Below are 25,036 nucleotides of genomic sequence, written 5' to 3'. Positions count from 1 at the left end.
GTCTGCGTCGGCGAGGATGAGGAGATGGGCCACCACGCGGGCGAGAAGATCACACCGGAACTCACTGACGCGCAGTGGGACCGATTGCGCGGCTACGGCACGCCGCAGCAGACGGAGGCGGGCCAGGTGCTGTTCCGCGCCGGCGACCGCAGCTACGACCTCATCCTCGTCGAGACGGGGGAGGTCGAGGTCGTGCGCGAGGCGCTCTGGTGGACCGAGGAGGAGCAGCTCGCCGTGCTCGGGCCGCGGACCTTCGTCGGCGAGCTCGGCCTGCTGAACGGGCAGCGCGCGTTCCTCACGGCGCGCGCGCTCGGGCCGGGCCGCATCCTGCGTCTCGACCACGACGCGCTCCAGCGGATGATGGCCGAGGACGACGAGCTGTGCGACCTCATGCTGCGCACGCTCTGGACACGGCGCGAGATGCTCCGGCACGGCCCGGCGGCGTGGACGTTGAAGATCGTCGGCGCGTCCAGCTCGGCCGAGTCGACGGCGCTGCGCCGTTACGCCGAGCGGCTCGAGCTCGTGCACACCTTCGTCGACGTCGACGACCCGAACCTCGACCACAACGTGTGGGGGCACGGCTACACGCGCGAGGACATCCCGATCGCGATCGTGCAGGGCGAGATCGTGCGCAACGCCACGCCCGGTCAGCTCGCCGAGCTGCTGGGCCTCGCCTACACCTCCGAGGACGACATCGAGTTCGACCTCGCCGTGGTCGGCGCCGGGCCCGCCGGCCTCGCCGCCGCGATCTACGGCGCCTCCGAGGGCCTGCGCACCGTGCTGCTCGACGCAGTCGCCCCGGGCGGGCAGTCGGCGACCACCTCGCGCATCGAGAACTACCTCGGCTTCCCGTTCGGCGTGAGCGGCGACGCCCTCACCTCGCAGGCGTCGCTGCAGGCCTTCAAGTTCGGGGTGCGCATCGCCGCGCCGTGCCCGGTGGTGCGGCTGGACCCCGAGACCGGCGTCCACCGCCTGCTGCTCGCCGACGGCAAGATCGTGCGGGCCCGGGCGGTCGTCGTCACCACCGGCGTCGCGTACCGCGGGCTGCCGCTCGAGCGGTGGGACGAGTTCGAGGGCCACGGCATCCACCACGCGGCATCCGCGCTCGAACTGCGCCAGGTCGCCGGGTCCGATGTCGTCGTCGTGGGCGGCGCGAACTCCGCCGGGCAGGCGGCCCTCGCCCTCGCCGCCAACGCCTGCCGGGTTCGCCTGGTGGTGCGGTCCGGCGACCTGTCCGAGCGCATGTCGAGCTACCTCGTCGACCGGATCCGCGACGACTCGCGCATCGAGGTCCGCACCGGCACCGAGGTGGCGGAGCTGCACGGTGGCGACCGGCTCGAGCGCGTCACGCTCCGCGGCCCGGGCGGCGACGAGGTCGTCGACGCCACGGCGCTGTTCTGCTTCATCGGCGCGGTGCCCGCGACCGACTGGCTGGTCGACCTCGAACGCGACCCGGGCGGCTTCGTGCACACCGGCGCCGACGTGCTCGCCCTCGGCGACGACTGGCGCCGACTGGACCGCATGCCGCTGCCGTTCGAGACCTCGGTGCCCCGGGTGTTCGCGGCGGGCGACGTGCGCCGCGGGTCGATGAAGCGCGTCGCCGCCGCGGTCGGCGAGGGGTCGAGCGCGGTCGCGTCCGTGCATCGCGCGCTCGCCGCGATGGAGGTCTTCGCATGACGGAGGTCGCTCCGCCGCCGTCGGGCACGGGCTGCGTCGAGTGCCTCGAGACTCCCGATGGGTGGTGGTTCCACCTCCGCCGGTGCGTCGAGTGCGGCCACGTCGGATGCTGCAACGCGTCGGTCGGGCAGCACGCGAGTCATCACGCGCGCGAGGCCGGGCATCCCGTCGCCACGTCGTTCGAACCGGGCGAGGAGTGGTTCTGGAACTACGACGCCGGCGAATCGGCGAAGCGTGTCCCGCTGGCGCCGCCGCGATGGCGGCCCGAGGACCAGCCCGCTCCGGGGCCCGATGGTCGGGTGCCCGAGAACTGGGAGTCGCTGCTGCACGCCGAGTGACGCCCCGGGAATGGCAGCCCGTGTCCTCCGATGCCACCGATCTCGCGTGCGCTCACCGGCATCCGCCGTTCATCGGCCTGTGATGTGCGTCCCATACGCTGGGGCGCATGGCGAAGCGTGAAGAGGTCGAGTGCTGGCTCACCGACATGGACGGCGTGCTCGTGCACGAGAACCACGCCCTGCCCGGTGCGGCCGAGCTCCTGCAGCAGTGGGAGGACGCCGGCACGCCGTACCTCGTGCTCACGAACAACTCGATCTTCACGGCACGTGACCTGTCGGCCCGGCTGCGCGCGAGCGGGCTCAACGTGCCTGAGGACCGGATCTGGACCTCGGCGCTCGCGACGGCGGACTTCCTCAAGCAGCAGCTGCCCGGCGGCACCGCGTTCGTCATCGGCGAGGCGGGCATCCTCACGGCGCTGCACGATGCCGGCTTCGTCATGACCGAGACGAACCCCGACTTCGTCGTCGTCGGCGAGACGCGCAACTACTCGTTCGAGGCCATCACGAAGGCGATCCGCCTCATCGGCAACGGGTCGCGGTTCATCGTGACCAATCCGGATGCCACGGGGCCGAGCGTCGAGGGCCCGCTGCCGGCGACCGGCGCGATCGCCGCGCTCATCACGAAGGCGACCGGCAAGGAGCCGTACGTCGTCGGCAAGCCCAACCCGATGATGTTCCGCTCGGCGCTGAACAAGATCGGCGCGCACTCCGAGAACACCGCGATGATCGGCGACCGCATGGACACCGACATCGTCGCGGGCATCGAGGCCGGCCTGCACACCGTGCTCGTGCTCACCGGCATCAGCGACCAGGCCGAGATCGAGAAGTACCCGTTCCGTCCCGACGAGATCCTCGCCGGGGTGTCCGAGCTCGTCGTCGCCAGTCCTGTCGAGACCGACCTCTAGAACCGAGCGGGGCGGATGGCGCGTCCGCGCGTCTCACGGACGGGGCGGCAGCGGCAGGTCGAGCTCCCGGCCGCGATCCCACGGCTCGGTCCAGCCGAGCTGGTCGAAGAGCATGTCGAGCACCATCGCGGTGAAGCCCCACACGAGCCGTTCGGCGCCGGCCCCGTGCACCGTGAACGCGGGGCCGCGCCACTCCATCCCGTCGCGGCGGATGACCGTCGTGCAGCGGTTCGCGGGGTCGAGCAGGTCGGCGACCGGGGTGCGGAACACCGCCGACGACTCGGCACGGTCGACGGGCGCGACCGCCGTCGGCGCCGCCCACCATCCGAGCACGGGCGTCACGAGGTGGCTCGAACGCGAGAGCGGGATCTCCTCGAGCGCGCCGAGCACCTCGACGCCGGCCGGGTCGAGGCCCGTCTCCTCGCGCGCCTCGCGCAGTGCGGCATCCACCGGATCGGCGTCGACGTCGTCGACCCGGCCTCCCGGGAACGCGATCTGCCCGGCGTGCGAACGCAGCGTGGTCGCCCGCGCGAGCAGCAGCACGTCGAGGTCGCGTGAGACCGCGCGGGCCTGCGCCTCGTGATCGCTCGGGCGGCCGTCGAGCACGCCGAAGAGGATGAGCACCGCGGCGGGGCGAGTGCCCTCGTCGTCGGCCTCGCGCACATCCGCCCACCGTTCCGCGAGCCAGGGGCGGCCGACGAGCGCGGCCAGCTGGGTGCGGGCCGCCAGTGGCGCGTCATCGCGAGGGGTCACGCGTCGAGGCTACCCCGGCCGGCGGTCGGCGCGGATCAGCGCAGGTCGCCGTCCGGCGGCCCAGGCGGGTCGGACGGACCGTCCCGGTCGTCCGGCTCCTCGCGGATCATCGGATCGGGGTTGTGCTCGTCCTCGGGGCGCGGTCGCCGCGACCAGCGGCTCTCGTGCAGGAACACCTGCGTCACGATGAGTGCGACGACGATCACCGCACCGCCGACCCAGAACGTCCAGTCCATGTCCCGCTCCCCGGCCTCAGGCCAGCCGGCCGTACGCGAGCTCGACGCCCGCCCAGAACCGCTCGACGTCGAGGCCGACCGCGACGTGCGCGTTCGACTCCCGGGCGAGCATGCCGTCGAGGTCGACGCTCGTGGCGCCGACGGTCTCGGTGCCCCCGAGCTCGACGTCGAGCCGCGTGTGCACGACCGCGACCGCCTCGGGATCGGCGAGCACGGCGACCGCGACCGGGTCGTGCAGCGGGCCGTCGGGCATCCCGAACACCTCGTCGTTCGTGCGGCAGAAGAACTCGAGCAGCTCGTCGCCGAACGCGGCGGTGCGATTCCCGACCGCGGCGAGGCGCTCGCGCACGAGCGTCGTCACCAGCGCGCGGTGCGTCACGTTGAGGCCGACCATGGTGAACCGGATGCCGCTGCGCAGCACGAGGTCCAGCGCCTCGGGGTCGACCCAGGCGTTGAACTCCGCGTACGGGGTCACGTTGCCGCGCTCGGTCGAGCCGCCCATCCACACGACCTCGCGGACCCGACCGGCGAGCTCGGGCCGATCGCGCAGGAACACCGCGACGTTCGTGATCGGCCCGGTCGCGACGATGGCCACCGGCTCGGATGACGCGGCGAGCGTGTCCGCGATGAGCTCGGTCGCCGACCTCGGGTCCAGCTGCACGGGCGTCGGCCCCTCGTCGGGGTCGGGCAGTTCGGGGCCCCCGAGCCCGTTCTCGCCGTGGATCCACTCCGCGGTCGAGAGCTCCCGGACGAGGGGGCCCGCCGCTCCCGCGGCGACCGGCACGCCCTCGACCCCCGCCACGGCCAGGGCGACGCGCGCGTTGCGGCTCGTGTGCCTGAGGGGCACGTTGCCGCCCACCGTGGTCACGGCGAGCAACTCGAGCGCCGGGTGGCCCGCGGCCAGCCACAACGCCATCACGTCGTCGTGTCCCGGGTCGCAGTCGACGATCACGGGAATGCTCACGCGTCCTCCATCCGTTCGGCCAGCCCGAGCACGGCGTCGCGCGTCGCGTACGAGTCCACCGTGCCGCGCCGCTCGACCGCGAGTGCGCCCGCCGCGACGGCGAGCCGGACCGCATCGGGCAGCGACCGCCCCTCGGCGATCATCGCGGCCAGCGTGCCGGTCGCAGCGTCGCCGGCGCCCGTCGTGTCGACGGCGTCGACGTCGGGCGCGGGGACGGCCCAGGAACCGGCACGATCGGCGGCGACCGCGCCACGTGCTCCCAGCGTGACCACGATCGATCGCGCGAGGGCGCCGACGGCGGATGCCGCGGCATCCCGCCACGCGTCGGCCCCCGCGTCGTCGGGCAGCTCGGCACCGAGCCCGAGCATGCGGGCCTCGTGGACGTTGACGACCAGGGGATCGGCGAGGGCGACCGCCTCGATCGCGACGGGGACGGGCGGCGCGAGGTTGAGGACGAATCGGGTGCCGGCCGCATCGACGGCGAGCGCCAGCGCGTCGATCGTCGGGATCGGCAGCTCGCCCTGCGTGAGGACCACGTCCGCGCGCGCGATCCGCTCGCGCTCGGCCTCGACCACGTCGGCGCCGAAGGCCGCATTCGCGCCAGCGGTCACGACGATGGTGTTCTCCCCCGTGCCGTTCACCGTGATCTGCGCGACGCCGGTCGGCTCGCCCGGAACGGCCGCGACGCCATCCGTCGGCAGCTCGAACGCGGCGAACGCCCGCATCGGCACCTCGGCGTTGGCGTCGTCGCCGACGCGCGCGACCAGCTCGACCGACGCGCCCGACAGGTGCGCGGCGACCGCCTGGTTCGCGCCCTTGCCGCCGAGCGCGACGCGGAACCCGCTCGAGTGGACGGTCTCGCCCGGTCGCGGGAACTCGCGCACGTAGCTCGTCGCATCGACGTTCACCGAGCCGAACACGACCACCATGCCGTCGTGGGATCGCGCGCGGCGCACGTCAGGCCTGCGGACCGGGGCCCTGCACGCTCACGGCGAGCGGCTCCCCGCTCGAACGGTTCACGAAGCAGTAGAACGTGCGCTCGCCGGACGTCCACTGCGCTTCGTCGACCGGGTACGACGCCTGCATCTGCAGGTCCGTGACGTCGCCGACCGCAGCCGGGTCGATGACGCCCTCGGCGGCGCAGAGCTGCGCGACCTGGGCCGCGATCTCGGCCTCGCCGGGGAACGGCGCCGCCTCGTCGGTCGACACCTCGCCCCGCAGGACGAGCTGCGCCGAGTGCGGCGTCGCGCAGTCCACGACCGTGAACTCGTCGGCCCACGCGTCCTGGAAGGGCTCGAGGCATTCGCCGCCGAACAGCTGGGTCCACGGGTGCACGCCCGGCGCCTGCATCGCGGTCGGCTCGGGGAGCGCGACGGCGTCCTCGGCGTCGGACGCGGACTGCTCGGGCACGGCAGTCGGCGCCAGCACTCGGGTGACGAGCGCGAAGCCGCCGACGGCGAGCACGATGACCGCCAGCGCGCCCGCGATCCACGCGAGCACCTTGACCGGGGAACGGCCGTCACCGTCGTCGTCGCGCGTGGGGCGATCGCCACCCGACCGGCCGCCCCGATCGTCGGAACCGTAGCGGTCGCCGGCGGCGCCGTACTGGTCGGCGCCTCCGTATCGGTCGTCGCGCCCGAACGGGTCGGCGAAGGGGTCGTCGCGCGGGTCGAAGCGATCGGGCCGGCCGGCGGGCGCCGGAGCGGTCCGGCCGGGGGCCGCCGCACCGGCGACCATGCCCATCGGACCGGTGGCGCCGAATCCTGCGCCGCCGAACAGCGCAGACAGTCCGTCGCCGGTGTCGGCGGTCGGCTCGACCGGACGGCGCTGGTCGTCGCGATCACGCGGTGCCCCGAACGGATCGGCGAAGCCCTCGGTGTCGTCACGGTCGTCGTGGGCGGCGGGTGCGAACGGATCGCGCTCGCCGTACCGGTCGTCGACGTCGTACTGCGACTCGGCGGCGTAGCGTTCGTCGGTCGCGTACTGGTCACTGTCGGCGTAGCCGCCCTGCTCGGCATAGCCGCCCTGCTCGGCGTACCCACCCTGCTCGGCGTACCCACCCTGCTCGGCGTACCCACCCTGCTCGGCGTAGCCGCCCTGCTCGGCGTAGCCGCCCTGCTCGAACCAGTCCGCCGCATCGTCGGCATCGGCGCCGCCGACCTCTGCGGGCGCCTGGGCCCGAGCGTCGGCCTCGTCCTGCGCGAAGCGGGCGAACGGGTCGTCGGGGTACTCGTCGGCCCGGTCGTCCTCGGGCTCGCCGTAGCGCTGCACCGACGCGTAGGTGTCCACGCCGAAGGGCTGGTCGGGTTCCGAGCCGGCGCCGGAGCTCCGACGGGGTCCGGGCGCGTCGTCGTCGGATCCGGCCTTCGGATCGCGACCGCTCGGATCAGGCGTCAGGTTCCAGAAGTACCCGGTCTGGGCGAGCTCGCGCGCCATGGGCGAACGGTCCTCGTTCTCCCATGGGGCGGGGTCGCCCGTCACCTGCGATTGCTCGCTCGGCGGCCACTCCTCGTGCGCCGGCTCGTCGGCAGGCTCCGGCTGCCGGCGTCGCTCCCGCTCGGCGACCTCGTCGGCGTACCACCGCACGTCGTCGCCTCCGCTCGGGGACGCATCGGCGTCCTGCCATTCCGGTGGCCAGGGGGCCTGTCCGGACCTGGCATCCGCCGCGCCGCCGCGGGGATCGCCGTAGCGGTCGTCGTATCCGGCGTCGTCGTAGCCAGCGGTGTCGGCATGACCTGCCGTATCGGCCCAGCCTCGCTCGTCATCGCCGCGCTCGACGTAGCCGCCGCGCTCGTTCTGGCCACCAGGCTCGTCGTAGCCGCCGCGACCCTCGTACCCCCCGCGTTCGTCTTGGCCGGCGGGGTCGCCGTACTGATCGCGCCAGTCGTCGCGGCCGTCGCCGGCGCGCCATCCGCCGTGCTCGACGGGCGTCTCCTCCTCGTTGAGGGCCGACCACAGTTCGTCGTCGAAGTCGGAGCGGGCCGGAGGGAACGCGGGCGAGGCGCCCTGCGGCGCCGGCGTGAACGACTGACGGGCGACGGGCGGCGGCGTGAGGCCGGAGAAGGGAGACGCGTCGGCGGGCGGCCGCGCGGCGGGCTCGTTCCCGGGCGACGCGGGCTCGTCGTCCCAGTGTGGACGCTCGTCGCCCCGCGCCTGCGCGGCCGGCTCGGAGAGCTGGCGGAACGCCGCGCGGAGGCCCTCCTCGGAGTCGATCGCCTGGTCACCCCACGTGAGCGCCATGCTCCCGGGCGGCGTGACGGGTCCGGGCGGCGGAGGCGGCGGCGTCGCCGGCTGCCCGCCGAACGCAGGCGGGATGGGCGCGCCCACGGGCGGTTCGACGGACGTGAGCCGGTCCGGCTCGGACGGCGGCGCCGGCATGCGCGGGTGGGACGGCACGGCCGGCTGGCTCCACGCCGGCTGGTTCCACGCCGGCGGCGCCTGCGGCGGCTCGGGCTCGTGGCGCTGGATCGGCTCGCCCACGACGGGGAGCGCCCTCGTGACGGCGTCGCCCTCGTCGGCCGGCTCCGCGAGCGAGAACCAGTCCAGCGACTCCTCGCTGCGACGACGTGCGCGGCCGCCCGGGGGCGGCGAGACCGGCTCGACCGGCGCCGATTGCGGGCTCGGCTCGGGGAGGACGGGTGCCTGCTCGGGACTGGTGCGACCCTCGAGGTCGGGTCGGCGACCGCTGCCCAGCTGGCTCAGGAGCCAATCGGCATCGTTGAAGTCGCCCGAGTCGTGGCGTCCGTCGCGTGCGTTCATTCCAGTCCCAGATCCTTCAATCCGATGGCCGCGAGGTAGGGGACCCCCGCCGCCTCGATGACCTCGCGCGCACCCGTGCTGCGGTCGACCACGACCGCGACCGCGGCGATCTCGGCACCGGCGGCGCGGAGCGCCGCGATGGCCTTGAGCGGCGAGCCGCCGGTGGTCGAGGTGTCCTCGAGGACGATGACGCGCTTGCCCGCGACATCCGGCCCCTCGACCTGCTTGCCCCGGCCGTGGTCCTTGGGCTCCTTGCGCACGACGAACGCGTCGTACTCCAGGCCGCGGGCAGCGCCCTGGTGCAGGAGCGCGGTCGCGATGGGATCGGCGCCCATGGTCATGCCGCCCACGGCCGCGACGTCGGGGACCGAGGCGATGAGGTCGAGCATGACCTGGCCGATGAGGGGTGCCACGCGGTGATCAAGGCTGACCTTGCGGAGGTCGACGTAGTAGGTCGCCTTCTTGCCGCTCGTGAGCGTGAAGTCGCCGTGGAAGACCGCCTCGTTCGAGATGTGCTCGATGAGCCGGCGGCGCGCGTCAGTGGCGAGAGGGGTGGCGGAGGTCACCCGCATACTCTACGTCGTGCATCCTGAGCGGACGAGGGACGGTGGGCCGCCCGTCCGGAGCGCTCACTCGCGGTCGCGCCGCCGACGGCGCGACGCGCGTGTCGTGGTCGCCGAGGCGATGCGCGAGAGCACTGGTTCGTCGGAGGGCGCGAGCACGGCGGGCAGGTCGATGTGGAAGTCGGCGAGCTCCTCGGCGCTGCGGCGCGCGAAGCGGTAGAGCGCCGAGCCGATCAGCACGCCCAGCGCGATCGACATGACCGTGACGAATGCGGCCGAGAAGTCGCCCACGCCGCCGCCCGCCCCGACGGCCTCCGTCACGCCGACGAGGCCCGCGGCGCCGGGCACGAGGACCCAGAACGCCGGCAGGAAGATCATCTGCGAGGGCACGCCGCCATCGCGCAGGTCCTCGATCCACAGCACGAGCGGCGCTACGACGAGGGCGCCGACGAAGCCGCTGATCGACGGACCCAGCAGGAACGAGCCGAGCTGCTGCGCCCCGTACGCGACGACGAGCGCGAGCAGCACCCAGCCGAAGGTCCGGGCAGGCGCGGCGAAGTGGAGGTACGTGCCGAGGGCGTAGATCGCGAGGCCGACGCCGGCCACCCACCACGGCAGCGTGTTCGTCACCTCGAGCGGAGCGTACGTGCCCTGCCCCACGCCCACGAGCGTACCCGCCGAGAGGATGCCGAAGGCGAGCAGCGCGAGCTGGACGAGGCCCGTGCCGAGGCGCGACGTGCCCGCGACCATCTGCCCCGCCGCGAGCTCCCGCACGCCGGTCGTCAGCAGCGCCCCGGGCAGGAACGTTGCGAGCGGCGCGATGAGCACCCGCAGCGGATCGCCCAGCTCGACGTGCGGCGCGAGCTGGAACACGATGAGCGCGCAGGTGAACGACGCGACGATGGGCAGCACGAGCAGCAGCGTCTGCGAGCGCATGAGCTTGGCGACGCCGATGAGCGCTCCGAGCCCGAAGCCGACGAGTGCGGCCTGCCAGTTCGGCGCGAGCAGCAGGGCCAGGCCGGCGGTCAGCAGCGCGTGGCCGAGCGTCCGGAGGAACCAGTGTCGCGAGGCCGGCATCGCGCCGATCTCATTGAGGCGCCGGATGCCGTCGCCCGGCGTGATCTCGGCCGCACGCGCCTGTCGGAGGAGGCCGGCCAGTTCCGCGATCTGGTCGAAACGGAACGTCGCCTGGACCGAGCGCAATGCGACGCGCGCGGTCTCGCCGCGTCCGGTCTGCACGAGCGCGATGGTCGGGAGCACGACGACGTCGACGTCGTCCCAGCCGTAGGCGCGCGCGATCTCCACCACCTCGGCGCGGATGCGGTCGGTCGACTCGGCGGACGCGGTCATCCCCTCGACGAGGCCGAGCAGGAAGGTGCGGAGCAGCGCCGGGTCGTCGACGATCGTGCCGCGGTCGGGCTGGTCGGGCCGGACGGGCGGCGTGGGCGTGATCGGCATGCGCGGCTCCCTCGTCGGGCGCGCCCGCGTGCCGGCGGGCGGCGTCGGTGTCCGCGTACTCTACGTCTCGACCGAGGCCGAGGACGACCCCGTTGCCGACGACGGGAGCGGCGGTGCAGAGGTCTCTCGCCGGCGTCCTCGACCGCCCCAGAAGCTCTTCGGAGTACCGGGGACGAGGCGCGCCCAGAGCGGTGGAGCCTCGGCCTCGTGCAGCGCGGCCGGGACGTCGACGTGGAACTGCGCGATGCCCTCCGCGCCGTGGTGGACGGTTCGATACAGCGCCGTGCCGATGAGCACGCCGAGCGCGATCGACATGACCGAGGTCAGGGCGGTCACGAAGTCCTCGAGCCCCGCCGCGGTGCCCACGGCCTCGGTGAGGCCGACCAGCCCGGCGGCTCCGGGCACGAGGAGCCAGAACGCGGGCAGGAACGTCAGCTGCGCGGGTACCCCGCTCGGAAGGGTCGCGATCCAGAGCACGACCGGCGTCATCGCCAGCGCGCCGATGAACCCGCTCACGGTCGACCCGACCAGCGCGGCACCGACGGACTGGCCCGCGTAGGCCACGACAAGTGCGAGCAGGATCCAGCCGAACGCCGACGGCGGCGCCGAGAAGTGCAGGTGGTTCCCGACCGCGAAACACAGCACCCCGACCAGGGGCACCCACCAGGGCAGTGGTGCGGATGCCTCGAGCGGGACGTAGCTCGAGTCGGCCACCCCGATCACGGTGCCGGCGGCGAGGATGCCGAATGAGAGCAGCGAGAGCTGCACGAGCCCGAACACGAGTCGGGACGCGCCGGCGATCATCTGACCCGCCGCGAGCTCCATGGTGGCGGTCGTCAGCATGCCGCCGGGAAGGAAGGTCGCGAGCGGCGCGATGAGGAGCCGGATGGGATCGCCGATCTCGACGTACGGCGCGAGGAGGAACACCACGACGGCGCAGACGAAGGCGGCGAACACCGGGAAGACGAGTTGGAGCGTCTGGGATCGGACGAGCTTGAGCAGCCCGATGAGGGCGCCGAGCGCGAACGCCAGAATTGCGCCCTGCCACGTCGGCGCGAGCAGGAGCGCGAGGCCGGTCGTGAGGAGGGCGTGGCCGAAGGTGCGGACGAGCCATCCGTGGCGCTGGCGCATCGCCCCGATCTCGTTGAGCCGGCGGATCCCGTCGAGCGGATCGACATCGGCCCGTTTCGCCTCGTCGACGAGCAGGTAGAGCGCGGCGATCTGGTCGAACCGGAATGACACGTTCACGGCGGTCCGGACGGCCACGCGCCCGCTCTCGCCCGACCCGGTGCCCACGATGATCATGGTCGGCATCACCGCGATGTCGACCTCGTCGCGCCCGTACGCCCGCGACACCGCGGTCATGATGTCGCCGATCCGGTCGACCGATTCGCCCGCCGCGTTCAGGCCCTCGGCCAAGCCGAGGAGGAAGCTTCGGAGGACGTCCAGGTCGACGGACCGGTTCCGGCGGTCGTCATCCGATCGCCGACGGGTGCTCGGGGTGGTCGCCATGGCATGCTCCTCGGCTCGGCAGTGCCGGGCGCCGGCATGGGCCGACCCCCTGCCGGGGAGGCTAGCGATCGAACGGGACCCTGGTCGGGACGAACGCCCCACGCGATTCGGCATGCGCCGCCGCATGCGACAGGGCCGCCCCGCGGGGTGTCCCTCCCCCGCGCGGCGGCCCTGTCCGGAAGCGCGAACGCTCCGTGGTCGCGCGACTCAGACGGTGCGCGCGAACGTCTCGCGCGGCTGGCGACGGTATCCGTCGCGAGCGGTGACGACGACCGAGCTGAGGATGCCGACGATCGAGACGGCGGCGAGGAGGATGTAGAGAGACATGGCGGTGACCTTTCAGCGTGAGCGTGGGAGAGTCGGGCGTTCCCGTGCGCCCTTGCACCTTGTCCGACAGGTCTATTGTTGCGCCGGAAACTATTCAGCACAAGCGCATAGAACTACACCTACGATGTAGTGTGACTACATGGATGTGAATCGACTCGACCTGTTGCGCGAGCTCGCCGAACGCGGCAGCGTGACGGCCGTCGCCGAGGCGACCGGCCGCACGCCGTCGGCGGTCTCGCAGCAGCTCAAGGTGCTCGAGCGCGAGGCCGGCATGCCCCTCACCGAACGCGTGGGTCGTGGCGTCGTCCTCACGAGCGCCGGGCACGCCCTCGCCCGCAGCGCGACCGAGGTCGCCATCGCGCTCGAGCGGGCCAACGCCCTGTGGGACGAGTTCCGCAACCACCCCAGCGGCGAGGTGACGCTGCTCACCTTCCCGACCATCGGGGCGGCGCTGCTGCCCTCGGTGCTCGCCGACCTGCGCTCGGTCGCCGGGCTCGTGGTGCGGGCCACCGACCTCGACCCCGAGTGGGCCGAGTTCCCCGAGCTCACCAACGAGTTCGACATCGTGCTCGCGCACACCATGCCGGGCGAGCTGCCGTGGGGCGGTCGCGGTCTCCGCGCCCTGCCCCTGCTCACCGAGCCGCTCGACATCGGCATGCCCGCCGACCACCGCCTCGCGGGGCGGGCGACCGTCACGCCGGCCGACGTCGTCGACGAGACCTGGCTGGGCGTCCCGTCCGGCTACCCGTTCGAACGCATCCTGCACGCCATCGAGCAGGCGGCCGGAGCGCGGATCGAGGTGAGCCAGCGCTTCAGCGACATGCGCATCGTCGAGGCGTTCATCGAGGCGGGCCACGGCATCGCGCTCGTCCCGAGGCACACGTCGGGGGCGCTGCCCGAGGGGCTCGTGCTGAAGCCGCTCCGGGGCGTCGCGTCCGTGCGTCAGATCTTCGCCCTGGTACGGCCGGATGTCGCCGAGCGCCTCGCCGTGCGGACCGTGCTCGACGTGCTGGTCGACCGCGCCGCGCGCCTCGAGCGGTCGCAGGCGGAGGCGCGGGACCAGCCATCCGCCTGACGCCTCCCCGGCGCGAGGCGGGCGACGGGTAGCATCCGAGGATGCCCGACGACGTGATCCTGTTCGACGTGCGCGACGGCCTCGCGCACCTGACGCTGAACCGCCCGGCCCGCCTCAACGCGGTCGACCCCGAGGCCATCGGCCGCTGGCAGGAGCTCGCCCACGAGATCGCCGAGCGCGACGACATCGGCGCGGTCCTCTTCGACGCCAACGGCCGCGCCTTCTGCGCGGGCGGCGACGTGCTCGCGATGGCCGACCTGGCGGGCGAGGGCGACGAGCCGGCCGGCGAGGTCGTGCGCCGGCTCGCCGACCGCATCCACGACGGGCACCGCACGCTCCGCGAGAGCGCGAAGCCCATCGTCGCGGCCGTGCAGGGCCCGGTCGCGGGCGGCGGGCTCGGCTACATGCTCGTCGCCGACCTCGTCATCGCGTCCGAGCGCGCGACGTTCGCCAGCCGCTACGCCGACATCGGCCTGACGCCCGACTGCGGCGTGAGCACCCTGCTGCCGGAGGCGGTCGGGGTGCGCCGCGCGCTCGAGCTCACCCTGACCTCGCGCACGCTCTCCGCCGCCGAGGCACTCGAGTGGGGGCTCGTGGCCGAGGTCGTCACGCCCGACGCGCTCGATGCTCGCGCTCGCGAGATCGCCGACGGATGGCTCACCGGCGCGACCGCGGCGCTCGGCCAGACCAAGCGCCTCATGCACTCGGGGCTCGGCCGCCCGTTCCAGGAGGCGCTCGACGACGAGGCGCGCACGATCGGCGCCGCGTTCGAGACGCCGTACGCGCAGCGCGCGGTCGCCGCGTTCGCGGCCGCCGCCTCCGCGTCACGCCGCTGAGGATCAGGCGGCGGCTTCGCGCGCGGCGAGCATGTCGAGGTAGTGCTGGTTGAACATCACGCCCAGCACGTTGCCGAACGGGTCGACGACCGACGCAGTCGTGAACCCGGGGCCGCGCTCGGTCACCGCCTCGTGCGCGGTCGCCCCGAGCTCGAGGAGCCGGGCGTAGGCGGCGTGCACGTCGTCGACGTGCCAGTAGGTGATCGGCCCGCCGGTCGACGCCTGTGCCTCGGGCGCGTAGCGGCGGTCGATGATGCCGAGCTCGTGCTGCGAGTCGCCGATGCGGAACTCGACGTACGCGGGCGACGCCGGGGGTGCCGGCATGAAGAAGTACGGCTCGACGCCGAGCATGCGCGTGTACCAGTCCTGCGCGGCGGCCATGTCGTCCGCGAAGAGCGTGATGGTGCTGAGGCCGCGGAGCGCGACGGGGGTGGAGTCGTTCATGGTGGGTCCTCTCGTGGATGCTCGCTCGCTGGTGCTGCGATGTCGACCACGCTACGGGCCATTGAGGAACGTGCGGTTCCGCGATCGGTGCGACACTGGCGACATGCTCGACACCTCGGTCCGCCTGCTCCGCCTGCTCTCGCTGCTCCAGGTGCGCCGCGACTGGCCCGGGGCGGAGCTCGCACGGCGGCTCGACGTCTCGACGCGTACCGTGCGCAACGACATCGAGCGTCTCCGAATCCTCGGCTACGGCATCACGTCGACCCCCGGCGTGGCGGGCGGCTACCGGCTCGGGGCGGGGAGCGCGACACCACCGCTCCTCCTCGACGACGAGGAGGTCGTCGCGACCGCGGTGAGCCTGCGTGCGGCAGCCGCGGGGACGATCACCGGGATCGAGGAGGCGTCGGTGCGAGCGCTCGCGAAGCTCGAGCAGACGCTGCCGATGCGGCTCCGCGGGCGCGTCGACGCGCTGCGCGAGGCGACGGTCTCCGCGGCCGGCGGCGGGCCGACCGTCGACGGCGACGTGCTCGCGACCGTCGCCGCCGCATGCCGGGACCACGAGCGGCTCCGGTTCGAGTACACGCCCCGCGACGGTGACGGTCCGGCCCGCGACCGGTCGTTCGAGCCGTCCCGGCTCGTGTTCACCGGTCACCGCTGGTACCTCCTCGCCTGGGACCTCGACCGCGAGGACTGGCGCACCTTCCGGGTGGACCGCCTGCGACCCCTCGCACCGACCGCACGGAGGTTCGTCCCGCGCGATCCGCCAGAGGGCGGCGCGGCCGCGCACGTCCTGCGGTCCGTCGGTGCTCGCTCGTGGCCCGTCACCGCACGCGTGCGCTTCCACGTCGCCGCCGAGGCGCTCGCCGGGGCACTCACGCCCCCCGCCGGGCTGGTCACCCCCGAGTCCGACGAGGCCTGCCTGCTCGAAACCGGATCGGAGACGCTCCACGACCTCGCCGTCTACCTCGGTCGACTCGGACTGCCGTTCACGGTGGTGGACCCGCCCGAGCTCGCCGAGGTCATCGCCGAGCTCGCGATGCGCTTCGCCGACACGGCGCGCACTGGCGCAACCCGGTGATTTCGCGCCATCAGCTCGGCAGGATGGGGCCATGCCCGCAGCCGACCACGACCTCCAGTCCCGCTCCGATGAGATCGGCCGGATGGCGCGGCGCCGGTCCCTGCGCGTCGCGGCGGCCGAATCGCTCACCTCGGGCGCGATCGCGAGCGCCATCGGACGCGGCGAGGAGGCCTCGGAATGGTTCGCCGGCGGGGTCGTCGCCTACGCCGAGAGCGTCAAGCGCGACGTGCTCGGCGTGACCGCGACGTCGGTGCTGACCGCGCAGTGCGCGCGCGAACTCGCCACCGGGGTCGCGAACCTGCTCGACGCCGAGGTCGCGGTCGCCGTCACGGGCGTCGGCGGTCCCGAGCCCGAGGAGGGGCTGCCACCGGGCACCGTCTACGCCGCGGTGTGCGTGGGCGACGAGGTGACGGAGGCGACGTGGCGGTTCGAGGGCGACCCGTCGGCCGTCGTCGATCGGACCGTGCTGGCGGCGCTCGGCCTCGTGCACCGAGCGCTCGCCACTTGACGGAGGGCCGAGACTGGTATGCGATATATCGCGTGCCCATCCCACGAGATGTCCCCGCGCCTCCGCGCACGCTCCTCCGCGACGACGTCTACGCGCGCCTCCGGACCGCCATCGTCGACGGCACGCTGGAGCCCGGCGAGCAGCTGCGCGACGGCGAGCTCGCGGAGTGGCTCGGCGTCAGCCGCACTCCCGTGCGCGAGGCACTGCTGCGGCTCGCGCGGGCCGGGCTGGTGCTCGCCCGCCCGGGTCGATCGACGGTCGTGAGCGCGCTCGACCGGCGCGCGACCCGCAACGCGCGGGATGTGGTCGCGGCGATGCACGAGCTGGCCGTGCGCGAGGCGGTGGATTCGCTCACCGAGGACGACCTCGCGGCGATGCGCGCCGCCGCGAGCCGATTCCGGGAGGCGATCGACGCCGGCGACGTGGAGGCCGCGCTGCACGCCGACGATGAACTGCACGGCGTGCCCGTGACCGTCGCCCGCAATGACGCGCTCCTGACCGTGCTCGACCAGTTCACCCCCGTGGTGCGCCGCGCAGAACGCCTCCGCTTCGCATCCCTCGACGCGCGCGGGTCTCTCCACCGCCACGACGAGCTCATCCGGCTCTGCGCGGCCCGGGACGGGGAGGGTGCCGCCGCCGTCGCGTTCGACACGTGGCACAGCCTCCCCGCCGACGACGACGACGACGACGTTACTCGTGCTGCGGGAACCCCAGGTTGATGCCGCCGTGGCTCGGGTCGAGCCAGCGCGACGTGATCGCCTTCTCCTGCGTGTAGAAGTCGAAGCCGCGGGGACCGTACGACTTGGCATGCCCGAACAGCGAGTCCTTCCATCCGCCGAACGAGTGGTACGCGACGGGCACGGGGATCGGCACGTTGATGCCGACCATGCCGACCGTCACCTCGCGCTGGAAGCGCCGGGCGGCGCCGCCGTCGTTGGTGAAGATCGCCGTGCCGTTGCCGTACCGGCTGTCGTTGATGATGCGAAGGCCGTCCTCGTATCCGTCGACGCGCACGACCGAGAGCACCGGCCCGAAGATCTCGTCGCTGTACACGGCCGACGACACCGGGACCTTGTCGACGAGCGTGGGCCCCATCCAGAAGCCCTCGGCTTCGCCGTCGATCTCGTGCTCGCGGCCGTCGACGACCACGTGGGCGCCGTCCGTCCGCGCCGTGTCGACGTAGCCAGCGACCTTGTCGCGGTGCTCGCGCGTGATGAGCGGACCCATGTCGGTGCCGCGCGTGCCGTCGCCCACCGTGAGCTTCGACATCCGCTCGCGCACCTTGTCGACGAATGCGTCGGCGACGGTGTCGACCGCGAGCACGACCGAGATGGCCATGCAGCGCTCGCCCGACGAGCCGAAGCCCGCGTTCACCGCGGCGTCGGCCGCGAGGTCGAGGTCGGCGTCGGGCAGCACGAGCATGTGGTTCTTCGCGCCCCCGAGCGCCTGGACGCGCTTGCCCGCTGCGGTGCCGTGCTCGTAGATGTACTTCGCGATCGGCGTCGATCCGACGAACGAGATCGCCTGCACGGTCGGGTGCTCGAGCAGCGCGTCGACGGCGACCTTGTCGCCGTGCACGACGTTGAGCACGCCGTCGGGCAGGCCGGCCTCCTGCAGCAGGCGAGCCAGCCAGATCGAGGCCGACGGGTCCTTCTCGGACGGCTTCAGCACGACGGTGTTGCCCGTCGCGATCGCGATCGGGAAGAACCACAGCGGCACCATCGCGGGGAAGTTGAACGGACTGATGATGCCGACCACGCCGAGCGGCTGGCGCACGGTGTAGACGTCGATGCCCGACGACGCGTTCTCGGAGTACTCGCCCTTCGTGTACTCGGGCAGCCCGCACGCGAGCTCGACGACCTCGAGGCCGCGCTGGATCTCGCCGAGCGCGTCGCCGGTCACCTTGCCGTGCTCGCTCGTCAGGATCGCCGCGAGCTCGGGCGCCCGCGCGGCGAGCAGCTCGCGGAACTTGAACATCACCTGCTGGCGCTTGGCGATCGAGACGTCGCGCCACATGGGGAACGCCCGGGCCGCGGCCTGCACCGCGGCATCCACGTCGTCGGAGCTCGCGTAGCGGACCTCGCGCTGCACGACGCCGCGCGCGGGGTCGTAGACGGGCCCGGTGCGGTCGGATGCGCCCGCGGCGGGGGCGCCGTCGATCCAATGGTCGAGCACCTCGGCGGCGGGTGCGTCGCTGCGGGCCGCCTGGTCGGTGGTCGTGTCGGTCATGGTGTCCTTCCTCCTCACACGGCGACGGTGCCGAGCACCTCGTCGTAGATCTGCGTCGCCTGGGCGACCTCGTCATGGGTGACCACGCACGGCGGCACCACGTGGATGCGGTTGTCGGCCGTGAACGGCAGCAGGCCGCGCTCGACGAGGGCGCCCTTGATGCGGCCCATCTCGGCGGCCGCCAGGGGCTCGCGGGTCTCGGGGTCGGCGACGAGGTCGAGCGCCCAGAAGACGCCCTCGCCCCGCACCTCGCCGATCACGCGGTGCTTCTCGGCGAGCTCGGTGAGCGCCGGCGCGATCGCCTCGGCACCGACGTCGCGCGCGTGGTCGATGATGCCCTCCGACTCCATCGCGTCGATCGTCGCGACGATCGAGGCCATCGCGAGCGGATGGCCCGAGTACGTGAGTCCGCCGGGGAACACGCGCTCGTCGAAGTCGGCCGCGATCTCGTCGCTGATGATCACGCCGCCCGCGGGCACGTAGCCTGAGTTCACGCCCTTCGCGAAGGTGATGAGGTCGGGCGTCACGTCGTAGCCGTCGAACGCGAACCAGCGACCCGTGCGGCCGAAGCCCGCCATGACCTCGTCGAGGATCAGCACGATGCCGTGCTGATCGCACAGTTCGCGCACGCCCGCGAGGTACCCGGGCGGTGGGACGAGCACGCCCGCGGTGCCCGGCACGGTCTCGAGCAGGATCGCCGCGATCGAGGCGGGTCCCTCGGACTCGATGACCCGGCGCAGGTGCTGCAGCGCGCGTTCGGTCTCCTGCTCAGGCGTCTCCGACCAGAATTCGCTGCGGTACGGGAACGGCCCGAAGAAGTGCACGTGCCCGCGCGCGAACCGGTTCGGGATGCGCCGCCAGTCGCCGGTCGCGACGATCGCAGCGCCGGTGTTGCCGTGGTACGAGCGGTAGGTCGAGAGCACGGTGTCGCGGCCGGTGTGCAGGCGCGCCATCCGGATCGCGTTCTCGTTCGCGTCGGCGCCGCCGTTGGTGAAGAACACCTTCGAGTGCCGCTCGGGCGCTCGGGCGACGATGCGCTTGGCCGCCTCGCCGCGCGCGAGGTTCACGGCCGACGGCGCAGCGGTCGTGAGCAGTTCGGCCTGCTGTGTGATGGCGGCGACCACCGCGGGGTGCTGGTGCCCGATGTTGACGTTCACGAGCTGGCTGGAGAAGTCGAGGTACTCCTTCCCCGCGTGGTCCCACACTCGGGTGCCACGGCCGCTCGCGATCACGAGCTGCGGCGGCGAGCCCTGCGCCGACCACGAGTGGAAGACGTGCTCGGCGTCCAGGTCGCGCGCGAGCGCGTCGAGGTCGGCAGTGAGGTTCTCGGTCATCAGCGTCGTCGCCCTTCTCTTCCATGATGCGCCTGTGCCCCGGTGGTCGGGCAGCACACGGGCCACACGACCACCGGGGCGGCGTACCTAGTTGCCGGCCTCGTTGAGGCTGACCTCGACGGGTTCGTAGGACTCGCCCTTCAGGTCGACGCCGTCGGCCTCGAGGTTCGCGATGGCCTCGTCGACGTACTCGTTGGTGTAGGCCGAGTCCGGCGGGTCGGTCGTGATGACCTGCGCGCCGTCCTGGTTCTTCGTGGCGAGGGCCATCTCGACGGTGGCGTCCCACTGGTCCTCGTTGATGTGGCCGATGCCGCTCGTCGACGGCCAGATGAGCTTGTTGATCTCGTTGGCCATCCAGAGCTGGTGGCTCGTGCCGAGCGTCGAGCCGGCCGCGGTCACCGCGTCGGCGGCGGCCTGCGGGTCGTCGCGCTGGTCGATCCATCCGAGGATGGCGCCCTGGATGAGCTTGACGGCGGTCTCGCGGTACTCCTCGTCGTCCTCCAGCCGCTGGGTGTTGGCCCAGATGGCGTCCTGCAGCATGGCGGTGCCGACCTCGTTCCAGTCGATGACCGAGAAGTCCTCGGGCTGGTAGAGCTCGCCGGTGTCGGGGTTCACGGCCTCGAGCAGCTGCGCGTACTCGTTGTAGGTCATGGCCTGCGCGGCGTCGATCTCCCGGTTCAGCAGCGCGTTCATGTCGAAGTTCTGCTGCACGATCGTGTAGCCCGACGCATCCGCCTCGGTGAGGCCCGCGAAGAGCTCCCACTCGTTGCCGAAGCCCCAACTGCCGACCTGCTTGCCCGAGAGGTCCTCCGGACCCTCGATCCCGCTGTCGGCCCAGGAGACCTGCAGCGTCGCCGACCGCTCGAAGATCTGCGCGATGTTCGTGATGCCGGCACCCGCCTCGATCGAGGCGAGGGCCTTCGGCACCCAGGCGATCGCGAAGTCGACGTCGCCGGCGGCGAGCACGTCCTGGGGGACGATGTCGACCGCGCCGGGGACGATTTCAACGTCGAGCCCGAGGTCCTCCCAGTACCCGTTGGCGTCGGCGAGGTAGTACCCGCCGAACTGGGCCTGTGTGAGCCACTGCAGCTGGAGGGTGACCGGCGTGAGCTCGCCGTCGCCCCCACCGCCGTCGGCGTCGCCGCCGCCGGTGTCGCCTCCGCCGGAGCAGCCGGCGAGCACGAGTGCGGTCGCGGCGGCTGCGGCCGCGCCCACGACGATCCTGTTGTGCTTCATCTGCGTTCCTCTCTTGGTGTGGTGCTGTGATGCGGATCCGACCGGCGGTGCCGGCAGGCCGTGAGCCGGGCGACATCGGCCGGCGGGTCGGGCTTCGGGTGGTGGCGATCAGGTCATCGGTGGCGCGAGGCGATCCTCTCGATCAGGCTGGTGAGGGCGAAGAAGACGAGGCCCAGCACGATGGCGCCGATCACGAACGCCCAGGCTCGGGCGTAGGCGCTGGATGCCGCGGCCGTCGTGATCGCCGAGCCGAGGCCGAGCCGCGGGCCGCCGAAGTACTCGGCGACGAGCGCCGAGATCACCGCGAGCGACGAGGCGATGCGCAGGCCGGTGAAGAAATGGGGCAGGGCCGACGGGATGGTGACGAAGCGCGTCTGCTGGGATGCCGACGCCGCGTAGGCCCGCATGAGGTCGCGGTGCACGGGTCGGACCTGGCGGAGCCCGCGCAGCGTGTTGAGGAAGACCGGGACGAACGCGGCGAGCGAGGCGATCATGATGCGTGCGACCTCGGAGGTCGACCCGAACATGGTGTACAGCACGGGTGCGAGCGCGACGATCGGCACGACCGCGACGGCGGCGACGACCGGGGCGAGCATGCCGTCGATCGCGCGCACCGACGAGGCGACGATCGCGAGCAGCACGCCGAGCACGGCACCGATGACGAGCCCGATCAGCGCGTTCAACCCGGTCGCGAGCGTCGCGGCGAGCACCTGCGGCGCGTACTGGACGAGCTGCGTCCAGATCGCCGAGGGACTGGCGAGCACGAAGGGCGGGATGCCGGCCGCGACCACCACGAGTTCGACCAGCAGCAGGAGCACGATGAAGAGCGCGATCGGCGGCAGCACGAGCTTCATGAAACGCCGGAGCGGGCCGTCGGCGCCGGTGCGCCGCCGCTTCGCCGCGGCCGACGCCGGCGGCGTGAGCTGCGTCGCGATCGCCGCGTCGGGCAGTCCCGTCATCGCACGTCCACCCCCCTCGCGGTGCCCGTCGCCGGGGCGGTGGCCGGACCGTGCAGGGCCTCGCGCACGGCCGTGACGCCCTCGAAGAACGCACCATGCTCGCGGAGGTCCTCGCCGCGCTCGGCCGCGTCGCCGAGGCGCACGTCGATCTCGTCGGTGATGCGCCCCGGCCGCGGCGACATCACGACGACTCGGTCGGAGAGGTACACGGCCTCGGGGATCGAGTGCGTCACGAACACGACAGCGGCGCCGGTCTCGGCGCGGATCCGAAGCAGCTCGGTCTGCATTCGCTCGCGCGTCATCTCGTCGAGCGCGCCGAACGGCTCGTCCATGAGCAGCAGGCGCGGCTGCTCGGCGAGCGAGCGAGCGATCGCGACGCGCTGCTGCATGCCGCCCGACAGCTGGTCGGGGTAGTGCTTCGCGAAGTCCGCGAGTCCGACGAGTTCGAGCAGCTCCGCGACACGCGCACGCCGCGCGGCTGCGGCGACGCCGTGCAGCTGCAGCGGCAACTCGATGTTGGCCGCGACCGTGCGCCACGGCAGCAGGCCCGCCTGCTGGAACGCGATGCCGTAGTCCTGGTCGACGCGCGCCTGCTTCGCCGTGCGGCCGAAGACCCGGATGTCGCCGTCCGTAGGTTCGTCGAGGTCGGCGATCAGGCGCAGCAGCGTGGACTTGCCGCAGCCGGACGGGCCGATGAGCGACACGAACTCACCCGCGTGGACGGTGAGATCGATGCCCGTGAGCGCGGTGACGCTCGAGCCCTTCGCGCCGGAGAAGATCCGCTCGACGCCGCGGACGACGACGGCCTCGGATGCCTCGGCGGCGGACGCCGGCGTCGCGGAGGTCGTCGGGGTCGGCTCGGGGGCGGCGGCGGTCGTGCTCATGCGACGGTCTCCTGTCGGCGGAACGGGCTGAGGAAGGCGGCGAGGAGGGCGACGAAGCCGGCGGCGACGAGGCCGAGCAGCACGGCACCGAGGATCGGCGCCCACGGCTTGGACGGGTCGCTCGAGGCCGCGACCGCCGTCTCGAGGATGAGCCGTCCGATGCCGCCCGTGAACCCGACCGAGATCTCCGCGACGACCGTGCCGACGACGGCGTTCGCGGCGGCGAGCCGCATCGCGGGGATGAGGAACGGCACGCTCGCAGGAAGCCGAAGCCGGAACAACGTGGTCCACCACCCGGCCGCGTAACTGCGCATGAGGTCGAGGTGCGCGGCCTCGGGTGACTGCAGGCCGCGGAGGGCCCCGACGGCGACCGGGAAGAACGCGAGGTAGCTCGCGATGATCACGACCGACATCCAGCTCTCCCACGAGAACGCGCCGAACTCGAGGCGCGAGCCCCAGTTGCGGATGAGCGGGGCGAGCGCGATGAGCGGCACGGTCTGGCTGAGGATCACGAACGGGAGCACGGCGCGCTCGGCGATGCGGAACCCGAGCATGAGCAGCGCGAGCGCGAAGCCGACGACGACGCCCACGAGCCATCCGAGGGCCGCGACCCCCAGGCTCGTGAGGGCGGCCAGCAGCACCACCGCACCGAGCGGCAGCGCGCCGGGCGCCCGCGTCACGGGCTCGACGATGCGCGCGAACATGTCCCAGGTGTGCGGCATGGCCTGGTCGCTCGTGCGCGGGAGCAGGCGGATGCCGCTGCCCGTCACGCCCTCCTGGGCGCCCACGAGCCATCCGTCGGCCGGACCGACCAGCTTGTACAGCTCCCACAGCGCGGCGAGCGCGACGATCCCGAGCGCACCCCACAGCACGGCGCGCCAGCGGCGCGAGGTGCGGCGGGTGCGCGGGGTCGTCGTGCTCGTCGTCATCGCTTCGCCACGATGTGCTGGGAGAGCGCCGGGATCACGGTCTCGCCGTAGACCCGCAGCGTCTCCTCCTTGTTGTCGTGCTGGAGGTAGCCGGCGAACTGGTCGACCCCGAGTTCGGCGAGCGCCTTCAGCTTCTCGATGTGCTGGTCGGCGGTGCCGAGCACGCAGAACCGGTCGACGATCTCGTCGGGCACGAACTGGGTGTGCACGTTCCCCGCGCGGCCGTGCTCGTTGTAGTCGTAGTCCTGGCGCCCACGGATGTAGTCGGTGAGCGCGTCGGGCACGGTGCCGTGCTCACCGTACTTGGCGACGATATCGGCGACGTGGTTGCCGACCATGCCGCCGAACCAGCGGCACTGGTCGCGCATGTGCCCCCAGTCGTCGCCGACGTACATGGGCGCGGCCACGCAGAACTTCACCGACATCGGGTCGCGCCCGACCTTCTCGGCGGCGTCCCTGACCGTCTTGATCATCCACGCGGCGATGTCGAGGTCGGCCAGCTGGAGGATGAAGCCGTCGCCGACCTCGCCCGCGACGCGGAGGGCCATGGGGCCGTACGCGGCGACCCACACCTCGAGCTCGGATCCCGTGCTCCACGGGAACTGGATGGTCGAGCCGTGGTAGTCGACCGGGCGCGAGTTCGCGAGCTCGCGGATCACGTGGATCGACTCGCGCAGCTCGGTCATCGTGGTCGGCTTGCCGTTCGTCACGCGCACCGCGGAGTCGCCGCGGCCGATGCCGCACACGGTGCGGTTGCCGAACATCTCGTTCAGCGTCGCGAAGACGGACGCCGTCACCGTCCAGTCGCGCGTGGCAGGGTTGGTCACGAACGGACCGACCTTGATGCGGTGGGTCTGCGCGAGGATCTGGCTGTAGATGACGTAGGGCTCCTGCCACAGGATGTGCGAGTCGAACGTCCACACGTGGCTGAAGCCGTGCACCTCGGCGAGCTTCGCGAGCTGGATCGTGCGCGATGCCGGTGGGTTGGTCTGGAGGACCGCTCCGAATTCCATGGATGATGCTCCCTGAGTT

At 72.6% G+C, this 25,036-nt stretch carries 24 protein-coding genes; 8 read left to right on the top strand and 16 right to left on the bottom strand.

From position 1 onward, the window contains the following. Positions 1–24: 24 nt before the first annotated feature. The 3 genes from ACFQ58_RS03530 (at position 25) to ACFQ58_RS03520 (ending at position 2,920) form a co-directional block, all read left to right on the top strand. The gene (locus ACFQ58_RS03530; RefSeq protein ID WP_376949596.1) at positions 25–1,677 is read left to right on the top strand and encodes an FAD-dependent oxidoreductase; all 1,653 of its coding nucleotides are present in this window, start codon (positions 25–27) and stop codon (positions 1,675–1,677) included. Then, positions 1,674–2,015: a UBP-type zinc finger domain-containing protein gene (locus ACFQ58_RS03525; protein ID WP_376949594.1), complete on the top strand. Its 342-nt coding sequence runs from the start codon at positions 1,674–1,676 to the stop codon at positions 2,013–2,015. Before ACFQ58_RS03530 ends, ACFQ58_RS03525 begins: the two co-directional genes overlap by 4 nt. Before the next feature lie 107 nt (positions 2,016–2,122). After that, positions 2,123–2,920 (top strand): HAD-IIA family hydrolase, encoded by a 798-nt coding sequence (locus ACFQ58_RS03520; RefSeq protein ID WP_376949592.1) that lies wholly within the window; start codon positions 2,123–2,125, stop codon positions 2,918–2,920. Between the two features lie 33 nt (positions 2,921–2,953). Here ACFQ58_RS03520 and ACFQ58_RS03515 read toward each other — a convergent pair whose 3' ends face one another. From ACFQ58_RS03515 to ACFQ58_RS03480, 8 genes are all read right to left on the bottom strand, one after another. Next, complete coding sequence (locus ACFQ58_RS03515) at positions 2,954–3,673, bottom strand: NUDIX hydrolase (protein ID WP_376949591.1); 720 nt, start codon at positions 3,671–3,673, stop codon at positions 2,954–2,956. Between the two features lie 35 nt (positions 3,674–3,708). Further along, complete coding sequence (locus tag ACFQ58_RS03510) at positions 3,709–3,909, bottom strand: hypothetical protein (protein WP_376949589.1); 201 nt, start codon at positions 3,907–3,909, stop codon at positions 3,709–3,711. Positions 3,910–3,925: 16 nt separating this feature from the next. Next, positions 3,926–4,873: a nucleoside hydrolase gene (locus tag ACFQ58_RS03505; protein WP_376949587.1), complete on the bottom strand. Its 948-nt coding sequence runs from the start codon at positions 4,871–4,873 to the stop codon at positions 3,926–3,928. Beyond that, positions 4,870–5,802, bottom strand: coding sequence for a ribokinase (locus tag ACFQ58_RS03500; protein ID WP_376949585.1), 933 nt, complete (start codon positions 5,800–5,802; stop codon positions 4,870–4,872). Before ACFQ58_RS03500 ends, ACFQ58_RS03505 begins: the two co-directional genes overlap by 4 nt. A 28-nt stretch (positions 5,803–5,830) precedes the next feature. Beyond that, positions 5,831–8,632, bottom strand: a complete 2,802-nt coding sequence (locus ACFQ58_RS03495) for a septum formation family protein (protein WP_376949583.1) — start codon at positions 8,630–8,632, stop codon at positions 5,831–5,833. Further along, positions 8,629–9,198, bottom strand: coding sequence for an orotate phosphoribosyltransferase (pyrE, locus tag ACFQ58_RS03490; RefSeq protein ID WP_376949581.1), 570 nt, complete (start codon positions 9,196–9,198; stop codon positions 8,629–8,631). The genes ACFQ58_RS03495 and pyrE overlap by 4 nt, the downstream gene beginning before the upstream one ends. A 63-nt stretch (positions 9,199–9,261) precedes the next feature. Further along, positions 9,262–10,653, bottom strand: a complete 1,392-nt coding sequence (locus ACFQ58_RS03485) for a threonine/serine exporter ThrE family protein (protein ID WP_376949579.1) — start codon at positions 10,651–10,653, stop codon at positions 9,262–9,264. A gap of 60 nt (positions 10,654–10,713) precedes the next feature. Continuing rightward, on the bottom strand, positions 10,714–12,165 hold the full coding sequence (locus ACFQ58_RS03480; protein ID WP_376949577.1) for a threonine/serine exporter ThrE family protein: 1,452 nt from the start codon (positions 12,163–12,165) through the stop codon (positions 10,714–10,716). Positions 12,166–12,631: 466 nt separating this feature from the next. Between ACFQ58_RS03480 and ACFQ58_RS03475 the strand changes: the two genes are divergently transcribed. Both ACFQ58_RS03475 and ACFQ58_RS03470 read left to right on the top strand, forming a co-directional pair. Beyond that, positions 12,632–13,567: a LysR family transcriptional regulator gene (locus tag ACFQ58_RS03475; RefSeq protein ID WP_376949575.1), complete on the top strand. Its 936-nt coding sequence runs from the start codon at positions 12,632–12,634 to the stop codon at positions 13,565–13,567. Positions 13,568–13,608: 41 nt separating this feature from the next. Further along, positions 13,609–14,403 (top strand): enoyl-CoA hydratase/isomerase family protein, encoded by a 795-nt coding sequence (locus tag ACFQ58_RS03470; protein ID WP_376949573.1) that lies wholly within the window; start codon positions 13,609–13,611, stop codon positions 14,401–14,403. Between the two features lie 3 nt (positions 14,404–14,406). Here the strand turns inward: ACFQ58_RS03470 and ACFQ58_RS03465 are convergent, their stop codons facing one another. After that, a complete protein-coding gene (locus ACFQ58_RS03465; protein WP_376949571.1) occupies positions 14,407–14,847 on the bottom strand; it encodes a VOC family protein in 441 nt (146 codons plus the stop codon). A 103-nt stretch (positions 14,848–14,950) separates the two neighbouring features. Between ACFQ58_RS03465 and ACFQ58_RS03460 the strand changes: the two genes are divergently transcribed. From ACFQ58_RS03460 to ACFQ58_RS03450, 3 genes are read left to right on the top strand one after another with little or no spacing between them, the layout of a single operon-like run. Next, positions 14,951–15,925: a helix-turn-helix transcriptional regulator gene (locus ACFQ58_RS03460; RefSeq protein WP_376949569.1), complete on the top strand. Its 975-nt coding sequence runs from the start codon at positions 14,951–14,953 to the stop codon at positions 15,923–15,925. 31 nt (positions 15,926–15,956) lie between these two features. Then, positions 15,957–16,433, top strand: coding sequence for a CinA family protein (locus tag ACFQ58_RS03455; RefSeq protein WP_376949567.1), 477 nt, complete (start codon positions 15,957–15,959; stop codon positions 16,431–16,433). A 32-nt stretch (positions 16,434–16,465) separates the two neighbouring features. Continuing rightward, positions 16,466–17,152: a GntR family transcriptional regulator gene (locus ACFQ58_RS03450; RefSeq protein ID WP_376949565.1), complete on the top strand. Its 687-nt coding sequence runs from the start codon at positions 16,466–16,468 to the stop codon at positions 17,150–17,152. Here the strand turns inward: ACFQ58_RS03450 and ACFQ58_RS03445 are convergent. The 7 genes from ACFQ58_RS03445 to ACFQ58_RS03415 form a co-directional block, all read right to left on the bottom strand. Then, positions 17,124–18,662, bottom strand: a complete 1,539-nt coding sequence (locus tag ACFQ58_RS03445) for a CoA-acylating methylmalonate-semialdehyde dehydrogenase (RefSeq protein ID WP_376949563.1) — start codon at positions 18,660–18,662, stop codon at positions 17,124–17,126. The genes ACFQ58_RS03450 and ACFQ58_RS03445 overlap by 29 nt on opposite strands. A gap of 14 nt (positions 18,663–18,676) precedes the next feature. Beyond that, entirely contained in the window at positions 18,677–19,996 is a 1,320-nt protein-coding gene (locus ACFQ58_RS03440) for an aspartate aminotransferase family protein (protein ID WP_376949561.1), read from the bottom strand. An 87-nt stretch (positions 19,997–20,083) separates the two neighbouring features. Beyond that, positions 20,084–21,232 carry an ABC transporter substrate-binding protein gene (locus ACFQ58_RS03435; protein WP_376949559.1) on the bottom strand — a complete coding sequence of 383 codons (1,149 nt, stop codon included), beginning with the start codon at positions 21,230–21,232 and terminating at the stop codon, positions 20,084–20,086. 113 nt (positions 21,233–21,345) lie between these two features. Further along, a complete protein-coding gene (locus tag ACFQ58_RS03430) occupies positions 21,346–22,191 on the bottom strand; it encodes an ABC transporter permease (protein ID WP_376949557.1) in 846 nt (281 codons plus the stop codon). Beyond that, on the bottom strand, positions 22,188–23,075 hold the full coding sequence (locus ACFQ58_RS03425) for an ABC transporter ATP-binding protein (RefSeq protein ID WP_376949555.1): 888 nt from the start codon (positions 23,073–23,075) through the stop codon (positions 22,188–22,190). The genes ACFQ58_RS03430 and ACFQ58_RS03425 overlap by 4 nt, the downstream gene beginning before the upstream one ends. Next, a complete protein-coding gene (locus tag ACFQ58_RS03420) occupies positions 23,072–24,004 on the bottom strand; it encodes an ABC transporter permease (RefSeq protein ID WP_376949553.1) in 933 nt (310 codons plus the stop codon). The genes ACFQ58_RS03425 and ACFQ58_RS03420 overlap by 4 nt, the downstream gene beginning before the upstream one ends. Then, positions 24,001–25,017 (bottom strand): TIGR03842 family LLM class F420-dependent oxidoreductase, encoded by a 1,017-nt coding sequence (locus ACFQ58_RS03415; RefSeq protein WP_376949551.1) that lies wholly within the window; start codon positions 25,015–25,017, stop codon positions 24,001–24,003. Before ACFQ58_RS03415 ends, ACFQ58_RS03420 begins: the two co-directional genes overlap by 4 nt. Between the last annotated feature and the right edge of the window lie 19 nt (positions 25,018–25,036).

The organism is Agromyces sp. NPDC056523 (genome assembly GCF_042794545.1).
Taxonomy (GTDB): Bacteria; Actinomycetota; Actinomycetes; order Actinomycetales; family Microbacteriaceae; genus Agromyces.
Note: the sequence above shows the minus strand (reverse complement) of the source record. Positions and strands in the feature narration are given on the sequence as shown.

Bases quoted from the DNA above. Each gene is read 5' to 3' on its own strand.
- ACFQ58_RS03530 (WP_376949596.1), top strand. From the start codon at position 25: ATGGGCCACCACGCGGGCGAGAAGATCACACCGGAACTCACTGACGCG.
- ACFQ58_RS03525 (WP_376949594.1), top strand. From the start codon at position 1,674: ATGACGGAGGTCGCTCCGCCGCCGTCGGGCACGGGCTGCGTCGAGTGC.
- ACFQ58_RS03520 (WP_376949592.1), top strand. From the start codon at position 2,123: ATGGCGAAGCGTGAAGAGGTCGAGTGCTGGCTCACCGACATGGACGGC.
- ACFQ58_RS03510 (WP_376949589.1), bottom strand. From the start codon at position 3,909: ATGGACTGGACGTTCTGGGTCGGCGGTGCGGTGATCGTCGTCGCACTC.
- ACFQ58_RS03500 (WP_376949585.1), bottom strand. From the start codon at position 5,802: ATGGTGGTCGTGTTCGGCTCGGTGAACGTCGATGCGACGAGCTACGTG.
- ACFQ58_RS03495 (WP_376949583.1), bottom strand. From the start codon at position 8,632: ATGAACGCACGCGACGGACGCCACGACTCGGGCGACTTCAACGATGCC.
- ACFQ58_RS03485 (WP_376949579.1), bottom strand. From the start codon at position 10,653: ATGCCGATCACGCCCACGCCGCCCGTCCGGCCCGACCAGCCCGACCGC.
- ACFQ58_RS03480 (WP_376949577.1), bottom strand. From the start codon at position 12,165: ATGGCGACCACCCCGAGCACCCGTCGGCGATCGGATGACGACCGCCGG.
- ACFQ58_RS03475 (WP_376949575.1), top strand. From the start codon at position 12,632: ATGGATGTGAATCGACTCGACCTGTTGCGCGAGCTCGCCGAACGCGGC.
- ACFQ58_RS03470 (WP_376949573.1), top strand. From the start codon at position 13,609: ATGCCCGACGACGTGATCCTGTTCGACGTGCGCGACGGCCTCGCGCAC.
- ACFQ58_RS03465 (WP_376949571.1), bottom strand. From the start codon at position 14,847: ATGAACGACTCCACCCCCGTCGCGCTCCGCGGCCTCAGCACCATCACG.
- ACFQ58_RS03460 (WP_376949569.1), top strand. From the start codon at position 14,951: ATGCTCGACACCTCGGTCCGCCTGCTCCGCCTGCTCTCGCTGCTCCAG.
- ACFQ58_RS03455 (WP_376949567.1), top strand. From the start codon at position 15,957: ATGCCCGCAGCCGACCACGACCTCCAGTCCCGCTCCGATGAGATCGGC.
- ACFQ58_RS03445 (WP_376949563.1), bottom strand. From the start codon at position 18,662: ATGACCGACACGACCACCGACCAGGCGGCCCGCAGCGACGCACCCGCC.
- ACFQ58_RS03440 (WP_376949561.1), bottom strand. From the start codon at position 19,996: ATGACCGAGAACCTCACTGCCGACCTCGACGCGCTCGCGCGCGACCTG.
- ACFQ58_RS03435 (WP_376949559.1), bottom strand. From the start codon at position 21,232: ATGAAGCACAACAGGATCGTCGTGGGCGCGGCCGCAGCCGCCGCGACC.
- ACFQ58_RS03430 (WP_376949557.1), bottom strand. From the start codon at position 22,191: ATGACGGGACTGCCCGACGCGGCGATCGCGACGCAGCTCACGCCGCCG.
- ACFQ58_RS03425 (WP_376949555.1), bottom strand. From the start codon at position 23,075: ATGAGCACGACCGCCGCCGCCCCCGAGCCGACCCCGACGACCTCCGCG.
- ACFQ58_RS03420 (WP_376949553.1), bottom strand. From the start codon at position 24,004: ATGACGACGAGCACGACGACCCCGCGCACCCGCCGCACCTCGCGCCGC.
- ACFQ58_RS03415 (WP_376949551.1), bottom strand. From the start codon at position 25,017: ATGGAATTCGGAGCGGTCCTCCAGACCAACCCACCGGCATCGCGCACG.